We start from the raw sequence: 16,092 nt of genomic DNA, 5'->3' as shown, positions 1-16,092 counted from the left end.
AACTGTAGACTGAGACTGTAAACTGTGACTAAAAATTAATCTCTCTTAGGAGCGTTTTTCTTTTCTCTCTTTTCTTCTTTTTTCTCTTTAGCCGTTTTTAACGGTTCTTTTTTTGCTGTTTTCTTAGCATCCTGACCTTTTGACATAATTTTTTACTTTAGTTATTTGATTGATATATTGATAAATGTAAGAACTATTTTTATTACTTATTAATTATTTTGCTGATATACTTCAACAGAGTCCTTGGTAAGTCTTTCTTTTAGCCACAATTTCATTTTTTGTTTGGTTTCTGAATCAACTTTTTTCTTACTTTGAAAAAGGACTACAGGGATTATTTTTGATTTATTGGGTTCTTCCTGAACATTGTAATTTCCAATTTTTAAAGAACTAATTGCAGGAAAAAGTATTTTAGCTTCGTTATTGATCTGAGCAGTGTTAAATTGATATTGCTCTAATTGACTTCGGAGATTGTTGATTAAGATGTCTTTTTGGTCGACTACACTTTGATTGTTGTTGATTTGATTCATAATGTCTTTTCTTAAATTAACAGTGTCTTGTCTGATAATTAATTTAGTATTGGGCAAATCGTAACCAGTCAGTTTTTTATTAAGGTTGATAATTTTATTGTCATCAAATTTTTTGGCTAAAAAAGCCAGTTCAATTCTTCTGGGGTTAGTATTGTATTTGATTTTCTTATAAATAATAGGATAGTCTTTATCTAGGAATTCTTTTTGTATAAAAATTTCAGTTCGGGAAGTGTAGCTTTTTTGGATATATAATTGATAGGCAAAATAGATACTCGGTATAATTAATAGCAGAATGAGTAGTGTAATGCCGTATTTCACTCTTTTTTGCTGTTGCAAATCCAGTTGTTTTGTAACGGGATAGTTTAAGAATTTTACGATCACAAAAGTTGCAATGCAGATAAATACACAGTTGATCGTATAAAGATAAAGCGCACCAAAAAAGTAAGTGTAATTTCCAAGTGCAAGTCCATAACCGGCTGTACAAAGGGGCGGCATAAGGGCAGTTGCAATAGCTACGCCTGGAATCGGGTTTCCTTTTTCGACTCTGGTAACGGCAATTACACCTACTAAACCACCAAAAAATGCGATTAGAATGTCGTAAATATTAGGAGAAGTTCTTGCTAATAACTCAGATTGTGCTTCTTTGAATGGGCTAATATAAAAATAAATGGCCGAGGTAGTTAAACTCACAACTGTTGCAATCAACAGGTTTTTCATTGATTTTTTCAGAAGCTCAAAATCATACATTCCCAAACCAAAACCAGCACCCACAATAGGGCCCATTAAAGGCGAAATAAGCATGGCGCCTATAATTACGGCTGTAGAGTTTACATTTAAGCCTACAGAAGCGATAATAATGGCGCAGGCAAGAATCCAGATGTTGGATCCTCTAAATGATACTGCACTGGTTATGTTTTCGATTACCGATTTTTTATTTTCTTCTCCTTTTTGAAGATCAATAAAATTTAGGATTTTTTGAGTAATATCTGTCATGGTATTGGTTGTATTGTTTTTTTGGAAACGGAATTCTCAAGAGTAGTAAGATGTCTAATTTACTCAAAAAAACAATCAAAACCTTCAATTTTTGAAGAAAGTGTATTAAATAAAGATTAAGTTATAAGCTTGTAGAATAAAAAAATCCTCAATTTTAAAAATTGAGGATTTTGAGTTAAGAGTAGTTTTTTAATTCCTTTTGAGTACTTTATATTGTTCGTAACATCCGCTAATAGCGTCCATAATCTGTAAATCATTTGCGGTTTGTATAAAGGAGTCTGAATAGTTGCAGCGTTGCAGGATTTCAGGGATTTCGTCTTTACTGACACCTAAAAGTACGGAGACTGTTTCACGATCGTATTTTGATTCTAACAGATTGCGAACGGTATCATCCTTTCGCATTTCTTTCAGTTTCTTGAGTTCTTTTCCGTTTTTTCCAAAGAAATTGTAAAGCATATCGGCGGGATTAAAAATAGAGCCCAGTACTTTTCCAAAAGCATTTGGGGAGTATTCGCCTGCTTCGTAACCTTGTGTTAGGCCTGAAATACTGTAACGATAATTTTCTTTAGTTGGAATTAATTTCGAATCTACTTCAAGGTAGCCGGTTAGTTTAAAAGGAGTAATAATTACTTCTTCCAGTGCAATTGCTTTTTCGGTAAGCTGTATGCGGGTTACTTTGTTTTTAATCCAGTCATTGGTTACCCTGATTCTTAGAGATTGAAAACCTAAAATCGAGAAGTGAATGGTGTCATTAAGCTGAACATCAATTTCAAAATACCCTTTGGCATCAGACTTTGCGCCACGTACTTTGTTTGTATTGATGATGTTTACGTTAGGAAGAGGTTGTTTGGTATTGTCATTGATTACATAACCTGAAACTCTTTGTGGTGCTGTAGACTCGGCGTCTTGTGCGAAACCAACGGCTGATAATAGTGTAAAAAAGAAAACTGCGAAATATTTCATATCCTGATTTAAAGCACTAAAAGTAGTAAATCAGGATTAAATATTTCGCAGTCTTGGAATATAATTATAAGAAAATTAACAATGCAAAAAAGGATTGCTTTTAGTGTTTAACTAAAAAGAGGTAAGGAGAAGGATTCTCGGTATAAAAAAATCCCAAATTCCAATTATGATTGGAATTTGGGATTTATATTTTATGAAATTAAATTATTAATCTCTTCTTGGTCTTCTTGGTCTTGGTGAATCACCAAAGCTTTCAGAACGTCTTGGTGCTCTGTCTGAGCTACCTTCGTTTCTTGGAGCTGAGCTTCTAAAACCACCTTCTCTTCTTGGAGCAGATGAATTTCTGTCGCTTCTGAAACCACCTTCTCTAGGAGCAGAGTTTCTGTCGCTTCTGAATCCACCACCTGAACCTTCACGTCTTGGAGCAAAGCTTCCTTCTCTTCTTGGTCCGCCAGAGCTACGTCCACCACCACTGCGTCCGTTATGGTCACGTCTTCCACCACCATCATTTTTCGAAATTTCAACATTAATACGACGTCCTTCTAATTGTACGTTGTTTAATACTTCCATTACTTTATCAGTATGCTCAGGATCTGTGTTAAAGAAAGAGAAACCTTCTTTTACATCTACCTTGAAAACGTCATCACGACCTAAGTCTAATGTTTCTTTCAAGTAATCTTTAAGAGACATCCAGTCGAAATTATCTCTTGAACCGATGTTTACAAAATAACGAACTGCTCCGTTGTTGTTGAATTCTCTTGGTTCAGAATCGTTTCTTTCACGTCTTTCTCCTGAAGATTGAGAAGAAATATCTCTGTTCTTTTTGTAGTAAGCAATGAAACGGTTAAATTCTACTGAAACCATTTTCTTAATCAATTCTTCTTTAGATAAACCTTCAAGAACATTGTTGATCGCTGGTAAATAGTTGTCAATTTCGTGATCAACTTCAGTATCTTTAATTTTGTTTGCTAAGTGCAATAATTGAATTTCGCAGATTTCGATTCCAGATGGGATAGATTTTTCTTCGAATTTTTGTTTGATGATTCTCTCGATAGAAGAAATTTTACGCAACTCACTTTTTGTAACAATTACAATAGAAGTTCCTAATTTTCCTGCTCTACCAGTACGACCTGAACGGTGGTTATAGGTTTCGATTTCATCTGGCAATTGGTAGTTTACAACGTGTGTTACGTTATCAACGTCAATACCACGTGCAGCAACGTCAGTAGCAACAAGCATCTGGATTTGTCTTCCACGGAAAGATTTCATTACACCATCACGTTGCGCCTGAGATAAATCTCCGTGCAATGCAGCAGCGCTGTATCCATCTTCAATTAATTTTTCGGCTACAGCCTGAGTATCTCTTTTAGTACGACAGAAAACCACAGAGAAAATATCCGGGTTTGCATCGGCTAAACGTTTTAAGGCTTCGTAACGGTCACGTGCATTTACTAAATAAAATTCGTGAGAAACCGTTGCTGAACCTGAATTTTTAGTTCCAACTGTAATTTCTACAGGTTCGCTCATAAATTGTTTTGCAATTCTGGCAACCTCTTGTGGCATAGTTGCAGAGAACAACCATGTGCTTTTTTCATCTGGAGTATCTGATAAGATCGCGCAGATATCGTCATAAAATCCCATGTTTAACATTTCGTCAGCCTCATCAAGTACACAGTAATCTATGTTTTTAATGTTAACCAATCCTCTGTTAATCATGTCTTGCATTCTCCCTGGAGTAGCCACAATAATTTGTGCTCCTCTTTTTATTTCCCTGGCTTGCTCTGTAATACTAGCCCCGCCGTAAACTGCTACAACATTAATACCTTTCTCGTATTTTGCGTAGTTTTTAAGTTCGTTGGTAATCTGTAAACAAAGTTCTCGTGTTGGCGATAAAACTAATGCCTGTGTATTTCTGTTGTCAGCATCAATCTTTTGAATTAGCGGAAAACCGAAAGCTGCCGTTTTCCCTGTCCCTGTCTGAGCCAACGCAACCATATCTGTGTCTTTTTCCAATAATAGGGGAATCGCCTTTTCCTGTACCTCTGACGGATTTTCAAATCCTAGATCTAAAATCGCCTTCAGTAACGATTCATTCAATCCTAATTGTTCAAATTTATTCATATGTGTATTTAAAATAGGGTGCAAAATTACTGTTAATTATTCAGATAAACTAATGCTCTTTTAAGAATTATGTATTTGTTATGATTTGATTATCAAAAAGTTATGTTTAGTGTAAAATCATTTTTATCGAAAATTGAAGAATTCTCTAAAAAAAAACGTCACGAAATATCAATTTTGTACTCTAAAATGTTGTATTTTAAACAATTATTTGGTTGAATTCAGAAAATCAATTAGTTGCTGGGTTGCTTTTCCACGATGCCCTATTTTATTTTTGGTTTCCAATGGTAATTCGGCAAATGTTTGTGTATAATTTTCAGGCTGAAAAATAGGATCGTATCCAAAACCCTGATCTCCGGTTTTTTTCAAAGTGATATTCCCTTTTACGATTCCGGTAAACAAATGTTGTTCTCCTTTTAAGTTTAAGGCAATAACGGTCTTGAACTGGGCGCTGCGGTCTGACTTATCTTTTAAGGCATCTAAAAGCTTATTCATATTGTTATCGGCATTGCGCTGTTTGCCTGCATATCGGGCCGAATACACACCGGGTTCGCCATTTAATGCGGTAACTTCCAGACCTGAATCGTCTGCAAAACAATCGTATCCGTATTTTTCTGTTACGTAATTGGCCTTCAAAATTGCATTTCCTTCAATCGTATCTTCCGTTTCTTCTATTTCTTCAAAACAGCCAATATCTGAAAGACTTAATAATTGTATAGATCCTTTAAGAATACTCTGAATTTCCTTGATTTTATTTGAATTGTTTGATGCGAAAACGAGTTTCATAAATATTTAGGTTTAAGGTGATTTTTTTCAATACTAAAGATAGTGATAATGCCAAAAGTATAAGAAACAAGATCGGTCCATATAAATTCTTGTCCGAGAACATATCTTCCAAAAAGAGTTTTTCTAAGTTCAATCATCCAGTTTCCCTGATAAAGTTGAAGAAATTCTATAGTGTAACAAATAGCTAAAGATATGATCATAATTTGGAATGCTTTTTTGTAAATAAACACCATTCGAATTAAAAGATAGATCATTATAGCATAAAGGAAATCACCAAGCCATAGCGGAATTTGAGGGATTTTTCTCGAAAAGAGGCCTAGAAAGATGACTCCTATTAGGAAAATGAAATAATAAATGCGGCTATTTTTCAATTGCAATTTTAATTGTAGATGTTAGTATCTATCTATATTAGGTAAACAAAAGTACAAATATTCGGATGGGTTCTACTTATTTTATACATTTATCGATTATATAAAGGTCTTTTAAAAAAGAGTTGTATGAGTGTTGTGTGAAATCTAAAAAGAGGACCGTTTCACTTTCAGAACAGTACCAAAGCGGCTTTATGAATTCGGTTTTTCTGCTTCATTCCACCGATCACAAACAAGGTGGGAGTGAAATTGATTGCTCCATCAATTATGCCAGTTATTACTATTTGGAAGAGTTGCTGAGACTTTAAAAAATTAAAAATTAAAAACTATAAATTATGATCAGAAGAATAAGTAGGGTTTTATTTGCTGTAAGTTTGGTTTTGCTTTTGATAAGCTGTAAAAACACGAAACAAAAACTTCAGGAATATGTTGCTTCGTACAATGCGACCGCAGCAAATTTTAAAAGCGAAAATGTTACACTCACAACCGCCAGAGGGTATATAAACGACAATAAAATTGAATTGCGATTTGAAACGGATTTGCCGGAAACTGAACCTAATAAGCAAGAAGCTCAGGAGAAATTTCCTCAACTGTTGAAAGAACTGATTGGTAAAGATCAAATTTTTAAAGAACTGGTTGAAGAAGGTGTGCAGTTTCATGTTTACTTTTTAGCAAACGATAATACTGTTCTGGCAAAAGAGATCGTAAACAAAGAAGTTATGACTAAATTGATACAGAATTAATTTATATTTTCAATTAGAGATCGAATCTAAAGATAACATTTAAAAAGGAAGCCTCTTTGCAAAGTTGTAAAGAGGCTTTTTGTTGTTTTAATGTTTTGTTACATTGGTTAGGTTATCCGGGAAGTAATTATCGGATAAATTGCCAAATTCATCACCACGCATGAAAATATTGATATCGACCTCGCTAAAACTTTTTTTACCTGCGGCAGCTAAAAGTTCATTGGCAGAGTGTAATGTATTTTTATGAAAATGATACACACGATCGGATTTGTCGGTTACAACTAAACCTTTCATCAGCATTTTGTTTTGAGTTGCTACTCCGGTTGGGCATTCGTTATTATGGCAGCGCAATGCCTGGATACAGCCTAATGAGAACATAAAACCACGTGCGCTGTTGCACATATCTGCTCCCAGGGCTACGGCATGTAGAATGGAGTAGCCGGAAATGATCTTTCCGCTTCCGATAATACGAATCTTGTCACGAATATTTAAACCAATTAATGTTTTGTTCACGAATATTAGTGCAGGTTCAAACGGCATTCCTACACCATCGGCAAATTCTAGCGGAGCAGCCCCCGTACCACCTTCGGCACCATCAACTGTAATAAAATCAGGAAAAATATTTTCTGCGATCATTTCGTGGCAAATGGCTTCAAATTCAGCTGTATTTCCAATACATAATTTAAAACCAATAGGTTTTCCATTTGACAATTCACGTAATTGTGCAATAAAATGAATAAGCCCTTTGCTGTCTGAAAAAGCATGATGTCCGGGAGGAGAAAGGATCATTGTATGTGGCTTAACACCTCTTATTTTGGCAATTTGTTCTGTATTTTTTTTGGCAGGAAGTACTCCGCCATGGCCAGGTTTTGCTCCTTGAGAAAGTTTAATTTCGATCATTTTTACATTTGGAAGATTGGCTTTCTCTGAGAATTTTTCAGGATCAAAATTACCTTCATCATCTCTACAGCCAAAATAACCGGTACCAATTTGCCAGGTGATATCGCCGCCACCCGCAAGATGAAATTCGGTTAAACCACCTTCTCCGGTATTCTGGTAGAAATTTCCTTTTTGAGCACCAATATTTATGGCACGAACGGCATTTTCACTTAGCGAACCGAAACTCATTGCCGAAACATTAAATAGTGAGGCCAGATAAGGTTGTTTGCAGTCTTTTCCGCCCACCAGTACACGAGGCAATTCCTCGTTAACTTTTGCGGGAAAGATGGAGTGTTTTATTCCTTCGTAACTGTCATGATTCAGATTTTGCTGCGTTCCGAAAGGCGTGTTTGAATCGATGTTTTTAGCCCTTTGATAAACCATAGAGCGCTGGTTTCTGGAGAATGGTTTTCCATCGGTTGATCGTTCAATAAAATACTGTTGGATTTCGGGAGCAATCATTTCAAATAAATATCTGAAATAGCCCAAAACCGGAAAGTTTCTTAAAATTGCATGTTTTTTTTGAGTAGCGTTGTAGATACCTACCACTAATAATATGGGTAGAATAATCACCAGTAAAAAACCTCGTTTCGTGTAAAGATAAATTGCTAAAACAATTAGAAACAATAAGAATCCATAGATGAAGAATTTTTTTCTCATGTTTACAAGTATTTAAAGAGTAATAATTTTTAATCAATTGAATCGCAGGCGCACATAAACGTGCTTAATTCCTTTTTTATCCGACTCTCTTTCGTCAATTTCAAGAATATCGGTCAGTGATTTTAACATAGGAGTAAGTTTTGAAAAACCATAATTCCTAGGGTCAAATTCTGGTTTTTTCTTTACAATAAGATTTCCAACATCTCCTAAAAATGCCCAGCCATCGTCGTCTTCAATATCTTCAATGGTAGCCTCGATAAGCTCGATTGTTTGTTTGTCAATTTTATGAAGTGCCTTTTCAGTAGGTTTTTCGGCCGGTTTTTTAGTGTCGGTTGTAGTTGTAACTTTGGGTTTCTTCTTCTGAATAGCGCCGTCCAGAACTTCAATGTATATGAATCTGTCACAGGCAACAATAAAAGAATTTGGGGTTTTCTTTTCTCCAATACCAATTACTTTCATACCTGATTCTCGTAATCGAATGGCAAGACGTGTAAAATCGCTGTCGCTGGAAACAATGCAAAAACCGTCTAGTTTTCCGGAGTAAAGTAAATCCATCGCATCGATGATTAGAGCAGAATCGGAAGAGTTTTTTCCAACAGTATAGCTGTATTGCTGTATAGGAGTGATGGCATGTTCAAGTAAAACACCTTTCCAGCCGTTAGAATTTGGTTTTGTCCAGTCAGCGTAAATACGTTTTGTGGTTGGTGTCCCAAATTTCGCAATTTCTTCCATCATTCCTTTTACATTGCTGTAGGGTACATTGTCAGCGTCAATTAGAACGGCTAATTTTAAATCTTTTGAGTTGCTTAATGGCATGTCTTAGAGATTAATTTTTTTTAAGTACTTTCAAAGTTAAACTTAAAATTTGTTTTTTAGGAATTTGGTGCTGAATAAGTGTTTTAGAGCGTCTTAATTATTTTGGTTATAAATAAGAATTTCTTTGCTGTATTTTAATTAAAGATAATTTTGTCTTTTATAATAAAAATAAATACATTTGTAAAGAATTAATCAATCAGTATATGTTTTCAAAAGCGTGTGAGTACGGAATTAGAGCTTCTATTTTTATAGCAACCAAATCTTCTAAAGGTATTAGGGTTGGAATAAAAGACGTCGCCAAAGAGATAGATTCACCGGAGCCATTTACTGCTAAGATTATGCAGATTTTGACAAAAAACGGCATTATACATTCGGCAAAAGGAGTAGGAGGAGGTTTTGAAGTTTCGGGCGAAGCTCTGAAGTCTATAAAATTAATTCAGATTGTCGATGCGATAGATGGCGATAAAATTTACAAAGGCTGCGGTATTGGACTTAAAGAATGTTCAGAACAGCATCCTTGTCCCGTTCACCATGAATTTAAAAAAATAAGAGGTCTTCTTTTGGAAATGCTTACTAAAACAACTTTAGAACAGCTTGCTTTAGGGGTAAAATCGGGTGATTTCTTTTTGAAAACATTGATTACAAACGAATAATATTAAATAAATACCTTAAAATGAATACAAAAACCAAAATTTCACTAGTAGCCCTAATGGGACTTTTAACGATAACTTCCTGCGGAAAAAAAGAAACGGCGCCAGTGGAGCAGCCAACAGAAGTAAATAATACAGAGTCAGAAGGTGTACAACCTGAAGCAACTGTAGAAAATGTTTTAGTCATTGAAGGAAATGACCAAATGCAGTTTAATAAAAATGAATTGAAAGCTGTGGCAGGAAAACCAATTAAACTCACTTTAAAACATGTTGGGAAAATTCCAAAAGAAGCAATGGGACACAATTTGGTCATCCTTCAGGAAGGAACAGATGAAGCGGCTTTTGCTTTAAAAGCAAATGAGGCAAAAGCGAGTGATTATATTCCGGCATCTGAAAAAGCTTCAATTATTGCCCATACAAAATTACTTGGAGGTGGTGAAGAAGATACGATCGAATTTACAATTGATAAAAAAGGAACTTACAAGTTTATTTGCTCTTTCCCTGGTCACGTGGCTTTGATGAAAGGTGTATTAATTGTTGAGTAAATAGTAAAGAACTCCAATAGGTAATGAGATTGGAGTTTTTTTTAAAACTAATAAAGGATAAAATTGTCTTTTATTAAAACAAAAAGAAATGAAAAGAGAAAAAAAATTATGGATCGTATTTGCATTGGTAATGAGTATATCATTTGCAGTACTGGGTTATTATGGTTACGAAATTTACCAACAGGCACCACCAGTTCCTAAGAAAGTGATTTCTGAAAGTGGAGAACTTATTTTTTCTGAACAGGAAATTAAAGACGGACAAAATGTATGGCAAAGTATAGGCGGTCAGGAAGTAGGATCTATCTGGGGACATGGAGCTTATGTTGCTCCTGACTGGACTGCTGATTGGCTGCATCGGGAAGCGCTTTTTATATTGGATAAATTTGCGAAAGAAGATTTTAATAAAAAATTTGAGGAGCTTGATGCTGAGAAACAAGCAGCATTAAAAGTTCGTTTGCAAAAAGATTTGCGAACCAATCGATATGATGCAGCTTCGGGTGTTCTTGCAATATCTGAAAATCGTGTGGCAGCAATTAAAAATCTAAGTAAATATTATAAAGGGCTGTTTACAAATGATCCTCAGTTTGATAAATTGAGAGAAGAATATGCGATTCCGAAAAATTCGATTAAAGATGAAGTAAGAATGCAAAAAATGAATGCATTTTTCTTTTGGGCCACCTGGGCAACGGTTACTAATCGTCCCGATTCGGATATTTCGTATACGCACAATTGGCCTTCAGATGAATTGGTCGGAAACAAAGCTACTAAAGAACTTTTAGCCTGGTCAGGAGTTAGTATTATTTTATTGATTTTGAGTATCGGGATCTTAGTTTTTTATCACGCAAAATCAGGAGAGGAAGAAGAATTTCCGCTTCCAAAAGAAGATCCGTTAATTAAACAGGGAAAAACACCCTCGATGAAACTGGTTGTAAAATACTTTTGGATCGTTAGTTTATTAATGATTCTGCAAATGCTATTCGGAATCATAACAGCGCATTATGGTGTTGAAGGAAATGGTTTGTATGGAATTCCTATTGATCAGATTTTGCCTTATGCAGTCACACGTACCTGGCATACCCAATTGGCTATTTTTTGGATTGCAACGGCTTGGCTGGCAACAGGATTGTATATCGCGCCGGCAGTTTCAGGGAGAGATCCAAAATTTCAGTGCTTCGGAATCAACTTTTTGTTTGTCGCCTTATTGATTATTGTTTTAGGTTCAATGGCCGGGCAATGGTTTGGTGTGATGCAAAAATTAAATTTAGTACAAAACTTCTGGTTTGGACATCAGGGTTATGAATATGTTGATTTAGGTCGCTTCTGGCAGATTTTTCTTTTAGTTGGATTGTTTTTATGGTTAACATTGATGGTTAGACCTTTAATTCCAATTCTAAAGAAAAAAACGCAGGAAAAAAATCTCATCATTTTGTTTCTAATTTCTTGTGCGGCAATTGCCATGTTTTATGGTGCCGGATTAATGTGGGGGCGACAAACTAATCTTGCCATTGCAGAATATTGGAGATGGTGGGTAGTGCACCTTTGGGTTGAAGGTTTCTTCGAAGTATTTGCAACCGTTGTTATGGCTTTCTTATTTGTTCGATTGGGATTGTTAAAAACAAAAACGGCAACATTAAATGTTTTGTTTGCCACCATAATTTTCATGTCTGGCGGAATTTTGGGAACATTTCATCACCTGTATTTCTCAGGTACTCCAACAGCAATTATGGCCTTGGGAGCTACTTTCAGTGCACTTGAAGTAGTGCCTTTAACCCTAATAGGATTTGAAGCCTACCAAAACTATAAAATTTCCAAATCGACTCAGTGGATTGCAGATTATAAATGGCCTATTTATTTTATGATTTCGGTGGCATTCTGGAATTTTCTGGGCGCCGGGATTTTCGGATTCATTATTAATCCGCCCATTGCACTTTATTATGTACAAGGCTTAAATACAACTCCACTTCACGGGCATACGGCTTTGTTCGGGGTTTATGGAATGTTAGGAATTGGGCTTGTATTGTTTGTGCTGCGAAGTTTATACAGAAACGTAAACTGGAACAACAAACTGCTTAAAATTACTTTCTGGTCGCTAAATATAGGACTGTTTTTAATGGCTATATTGAGTTTACTTCCAATTGGAGTGTGGCAGGCAATTGAAAGCATCGAGCATGGAATGTGGTACGCCCGCTCATCAGAATTGATGCAGCAACCGGCTATGATTACATTAAAATGGCTTCGTGCTATTGGAGATTCTATTTTCGGAATGGGGTTTATTACTATGGCATGGTTTGTATTTGATCTCACATTAAAAAATAAAATAAATAAAATTTAAAATTGATTATCATGGAAAATTTAAAAAACAAAACAATAGGATCATTTGTGGCGGAAGATTTTAGAACAGCTGCTATATTTTCAAAATATAAAATCGATTTTTGTTGTAAAGGAAACAGAACAGTAACGGAAGTCTGCGAAAAACAAAATATAAATTCTGATGCCTTAATACAAAGTGTTTATGAGGTTTTAGAATCAGAAAATAATGGTGTCATCGACTTTAATTCATGGCCTTTAGACTTACTGACAGATTATATTGAGAAAACACATCATAGATATGTTGAAGAAAAATCACAAACTCTGCTGTTTTTTTTAGATAAATTATGCAAGGTTCATGGTACCAGCCATCCGGAATTGTTTAGAATAAATGAATTGTTTATAGGATGCGTCGGCGAATTGTCTCAGCATATGAAAAAAGAAGAATTAATTTTATTTCCGTTTGTAAAAAGAATGGTAAAAACGAAAGAAACTGACGGTATTCTGCATCAGCCTTCATTTGGAACGGTATCAAATCCAATTGCGATGATGATGCACGAACATGATAATGAAGGAGAACGTTTTAGGGAAATTGCTTCCTTGACAACAAACTACACGCCTTCGGCAGATGCCTGTACAACTTACAAAGTAACTTTTGCGATGCTTAAGGAATTTGAAGAAGACCTGCACAAACACATTCATTTGGAAAATAATATACTATTTCCAAAAGCAGTGCTTTTAGAAAAAGAATTTGCTGAAGTAGAATAGAAATAAATATAAACAATGAGAAGAACACCGATAAATGTCAATAAACAGATTATTATCGGTGTTTTGTACGCATATAAATCGCCTGTCATTTGTTACTTTTAATGAATTGGGTTTAGCTCAAAAAAAACATAATATGAATTCTCAAAAAACCTGGATTATTTGCTGTTTTTTTAACTTTCTGATTGCCTGTTTATTTGGATTGTTAATGCGGTTGATGTATCTTTTTTCTTTAGATTTTATAAACTACAGTTTCCTGCTTCATGCGCATTCTCATGTTGCAATGCTGGGCTGGGTCTATCTGATAATTTATGTTTTGGTTGTTCATTTTTTTATTTCAAAGGAGAAAAGGCGTAAGCCGGTTTACAATCGTTTATTTTGGCTGACAGAATTTTCAATTATCGGAATGATGATTGCCTTTCCTATTCAGGGTTATGCATTGTTTTCGATTGTGTTTTCAACGCTGCATATTTTGTTGAGTTATGTTTTTTGCCGATTGGTGTGGAAGGATGGTGACATTGAAAAAACGCCGGCGCTAAGATTTTTAAGAACGGCTCTTTTGTTTATGGTTTTGTCTACTTTTGGAGTATGGTGCCTAGGCCCGGCTGTGAGTACACTTGGCAAACAAAGTGCTTTTTATCAAATTGCCTTACAGTTTTTTATACATTTTCAGTTTAATGGCTGGTTTTTGTTTGCTGTTTTGGCATTGTTTTTAAAACAATTTCAACAGAAAATAGATGAAATTCAATTCAAAAGATTTTATTCCCTTCTCATTATTTCAACACTTTTAACCGTTTTGTTTCCGGTTCGCTGGTTTATAGAAAATAATGTTTTAAACTACATAAATGCTTTGGGTGTAGTGCTGCAGTTGTTTGCTTTTGTTTGTTTCTATAAAATGCTTCGACCTCAATTAACTAGTTTTAAGGCAAGTTTAGATGCAACCACAAAAATGGTTTATGGTTTGACTCTTTTCTCTTTAGGATTGAAGGTTGGTATTCAATTACTGACGATCATTCCTGATATCACTGAAGTTTCGCATCAAATCAGAAATTTTGTGATTGGCTTTATTCACTTAACCACGTTAGGAATAATCACCGGATTTTTATTTGGAATTTTACTTCAGAAGAATATTCTTTCCGGTAATTCTTCTATCTTAAAAGTGGGAGTAAAAGTATTTATTTTGGGATATATGGCAACAGAGATTCTACTTTTCTTTCAGGGCGGACTTCTTTATTTTGGAAGAGGAATGATTTCGGGATATTACGAGAGTATTTTTGTTTTCAGCTTGCTTTTGGTCTTGGGATTAATTTTAATAATGAGTTCTAAAATAAAAGACTAGTTTGTTTTTTAGAGCAAAAAATCATATTTTATCTTTTTTTAGGACTTGAATTAAGGGAATGAACTTTTGGTTTTTTTATAAGTTTAAATCTGTTAAAATTAATATTGCTTTTAAGAGAAATTTTCATAAAGATTGAATTCCGATTATTTTTCAAGAAAAATAAATGGCAAACCTGATTTTAGAATAATAATCATTAATTTTGCACCCTGTATAAAATAAAAATAGTACTACACAATATATTATGGTAAAAGATTTATTCGAAAGAATTCAGGACAATAAAGGACCATTAGGAAAATGGGCTTCTCAGGCAGAAGGCTACTATGTTTTCCCAAAGTTAGAAGGAGAGTTGGGTCCTAGAATGACATTTCACGGAAAAAATATTTTAAACTGGAGCTTGAATGATTATTTAGGTTTAGCTAATCATCCAGAAGTTCGCCAAGCAGATACAGATGCTGCGATTCAGTTTGGTGCTGCTTACCCAATGGGAGCTCGTATGATGTCTGGACATACAAAATACCACGAACAATTAGAAGAAGAATTAGCTACTTTTGTAATGAAAGAATCAGCTTATTTATTGAATTTTGGTTACCAGGGAATGGTATCTATTATTGATGCTTTGGTGACTAAAAATGACATCATTGTTTATGATGTTGACTCTCATGCTTGTATCATCGATGGTGTGCGTTTGCATATGGGGAAACGTTTTACTTACAAGCACAATGATCTGGAAAGTATGGAAAAAAACCTGCAACGTGCTACAAAAATGGCACAGGAAACAGGTGGCGGTATTCTATTTATTACCGAAGGTGTTTTTGGAATGCGTGGGCAACAAGGAAAATTGAAAGAAATTGTTGCAATGAAACAAAAGTACAATTTCCGTTTGTTAGTGGATGATGCACATGGTTTTGGTACACTTGGAAAGACAGGAGCCGGAGCAGGTGAGGAGCAGGGAGTTCAGGATGATATCGATGTTTACTTCTCGACTTTTGCAAAATCTATGGCTAATATCGGAGCTTTCGTAGCGGCAGATAAAACAGTAATTGATTACTTAAAATATAACTTACGTTCGCAAATGTTTGCTAAAGCATTACCAATGATCCAGACAATTGGTTCGTTGAAACGTTTGGAGTTGTTGCGTAATTCGTCTGAAATTAAAGATAAACTTTGGGAGAATGTAAACGCATTACAAAATGGTTTAAGAGAAAAAGGATTTAACATTGGAGATACGAATACTTGTATTACTCCGGTTTATCTGGAAGGAAGTATTCCTGAAGCAATGGTAATGGTAAACGATTTAAGAGAGAATTATGGTATTTTCCTTTCTATTGTTGTTTATCCGGTAATTCCAAAAGGGATTATTTTGTTAAGAATGATTCCAACAGCTTCTCATACATTGGCTGATATTGATGAAACGTTAACTGCTTTTGAAGCCATTCGTGAAAAATTAGTAAACGGAACTTATAAAGAAATCGCTGAACGTACCACTGTTGACGTTTCGTAAAACTTTAAAGAAATAAATTCCTTATATGGTGTCTCGTCCTAAAAAAGCGATACAGGTTATTACATAAAAATA

The 16,092-nt window shown here is 34.9% G+C and carries 14 protein-coding genes; 7 read left to right on the top strand and 7 right to left on the bottom strand.

Going from position 1 to position 16,092, the window contains the following annotated elements:
• Positions 1-209: 209 nt before the first annotated feature.
• The 5 genes from FLA105534_RS14795 to FLA105534_RS23830 all read right to left on the bottom strand — a co-directional run bounded on the left by FLA105534_RS14795 (position 210) and on the right by FLA105534_RS23830 (position 5,620).
• A complete protein-coding gene (locus tag FLA105534_RS14795) occupies positions 210-1,520 on the bottom strand; it encodes a TIGR00341 family protein (protein ID WP_173966894.1) in 1,311 nt (436 codons plus the stop codon).
• A gap of 189 nt (positions 1,521-1,709) precedes the next feature.
• The gene (locus FLA105534_RS14790) at positions 1,710-2,483 is read right to left on the bottom strand and encodes a carboxypeptidase-like regulatory domain-containing protein (RefSeq protein WP_173966893.1); all 774 of its coding nucleotides are present in this window, start codon (positions 2,481-2,483) and stop codon (positions 1,710-1,712) included.
• Positions 2,484-2,690: 207 nt separating this feature from the next.
• Positions 2,691-4,604 (bottom strand): DEAD/DEAH box helicase, encoded by a 1,914-nt coding sequence (locus tag FLA105534_RS14785; RefSeq protein WP_173966892.1) that lies wholly within the window; start codon positions 4,602-4,604, stop codon positions 2,691-2,693.
• 204 nt (positions 4,605-4,808) lie between these two features.
• Entirely contained in the window at positions 4,809-5,387 is a 579-nt protein-coding gene (locus tag FLA105534_RS14780) for a non-canonical purine NTP diphosphatase (RefSeq protein ID WP_173966891.1), read from the bottom strand.
• Positions 5,384-5,620 (bottom strand): ribosomal maturation YjgA family protein, encoded by a 237-nt coding sequence (locus FLA105534_RS23830; protein ID WP_246253249.1) that lies wholly within the window; start codon positions 5,618-5,620, stop codon positions 5,384-5,386. The genes FLA105534_RS14780 and FLA105534_RS23830 overlap by 4 nt, the downstream gene beginning before the upstream one ends.
• A 470-nt stretch (positions 5,621-6,090) precedes the next feature.
• Between FLA105534_RS23830 and FLA105534_RS14770 the strand changes: the two genes are divergently transcribed.
• Positions 6,091-6,498: a hypothetical protein gene (locus FLA105534_RS14770; protein WP_173966889.1), complete on the top strand. Its 408-nt coding sequence runs from the start codon at positions 6,091-6,093 to the stop codon at positions 6,496-6,498.
• Positions 6,499-6,585: 87 nt separating this feature from the next.
• On the opposite strand, the gene FLA105534_RS14765 is transcribed toward FLA105534_RS14770, so the two are convergent.
• Positions 6,586-8,097: an FMN-binding glutamate synthase family protein gene (locus tag FLA105534_RS14765; protein ID WP_173966888.1), complete on the bottom strand. Its 1,512-nt coding sequence runs from the start codon at positions 8,095-8,097 to the stop codon at positions 6,586-6,588.
• A gap of 33 nt (positions 8,098-8,130) precedes the next feature.
• Positions 8,131-8,913 carry an NYN domain-containing protein gene (locus FLA105534_RS14760; RefSeq protein WP_173966887.1) on the bottom strand — a complete coding sequence of 261 codons (783 nt, stop codon included), beginning with the start codon at positions 8,911-8,913 and terminating at the stop codon, positions 8,131-8,133.
• Positions 8,914-9,116: 203 nt separating this feature from the next.
• Between FLA105534_RS14760 and FLA105534_RS14755 the strand changes: the two genes are divergently transcribed.
• The 6 genes from FLA105534_RS14755 to FLA105534_RS14730 all read left to right on the top strand — a co-directional run bounded on the left by FLA105534_RS14755 (position 9,117) and on the right by FLA105534_RS14730 (position 16,020).
• Positions 9,117-9,566, top strand: coding sequence for an RrF2 family transcriptional regulator (locus tag FLA105534_RS14755; protein ID WP_173966886.1), 450 nt, complete (start codon positions 9,117-9,119; stop codon positions 9,564-9,566).
• A gap of 20 nt (positions 9,567-9,586) precedes the next feature.
• Positions 9,587-10,108 (top strand): azurin, encoded by a 522-nt coding sequence (azu, locus tag FLA105534_RS14750; RefSeq protein WP_173966885.1) that lies wholly within the window; start codon positions 9,587-9,589, stop codon positions 10,106-10,108.
• Between the two features lie 88 nt (positions 10,109-10,196).
• Positions 10,197-12,440: a nitric-oxide reductase large subunit gene (locus FLA105534_RS14745; protein ID WP_173966884.1), complete on the top strand. Its 2,244-nt coding sequence runs from the start codon at positions 10,197-10,199 to the stop codon at positions 12,438-12,440.
• Positions 12,441-12,451: 11 nt separating this feature from the next.
• A complete protein-coding gene (ric, locus tag FLA105534_RS14740) occupies positions 12,452-13,183 on the top strand; it encodes an iron-sulfur cluster repair di-iron protein (RefSeq protein WP_173966883.1) in 732 nt (243 codons plus the stop codon).
• A gap of 133 nt (positions 13,184-13,316) precedes the next feature.
• Positions 13,317-14,519 carry a hypothetical protein gene (locus FLA105534_RS14735; RefSeq protein ID WP_173966882.1) on the top strand — a complete coding sequence of 401 codons (1,203 nt, stop codon included), beginning with the start codon at positions 13,317-13,319 and terminating at the stop codon, positions 14,517-14,519.
• Positions 14,520-14,760: 241 nt separating this feature from the next.
• Entirely contained in the window at positions 14,761-16,020 is a 1,260-nt protein-coding gene (locus tag FLA105534_RS14730) for an aminotransferase class I/II-fold pyridoxal phosphate-dependent enzyme (protein WP_173966881.1), read from the top strand.
• The last annotated feature ends 72 nt before the right edge of the window (positions 16,021-16,092 follow it).

It is taken from the genome of Flavobacterium collinsii (assembly GCF_902804485.1).
Lineage (GTDB): Bacteria > Bacteroidota > Bacteroidia > Flavobacteriales > Flavobacteriaceae > Flavobacterium > Flavobacterium collinsii.
The sequence above is the reverse complement of the archived record's forward strand: the minus strand, read 5'-3'. Positions and strand labels throughout refer to the sequence as shown.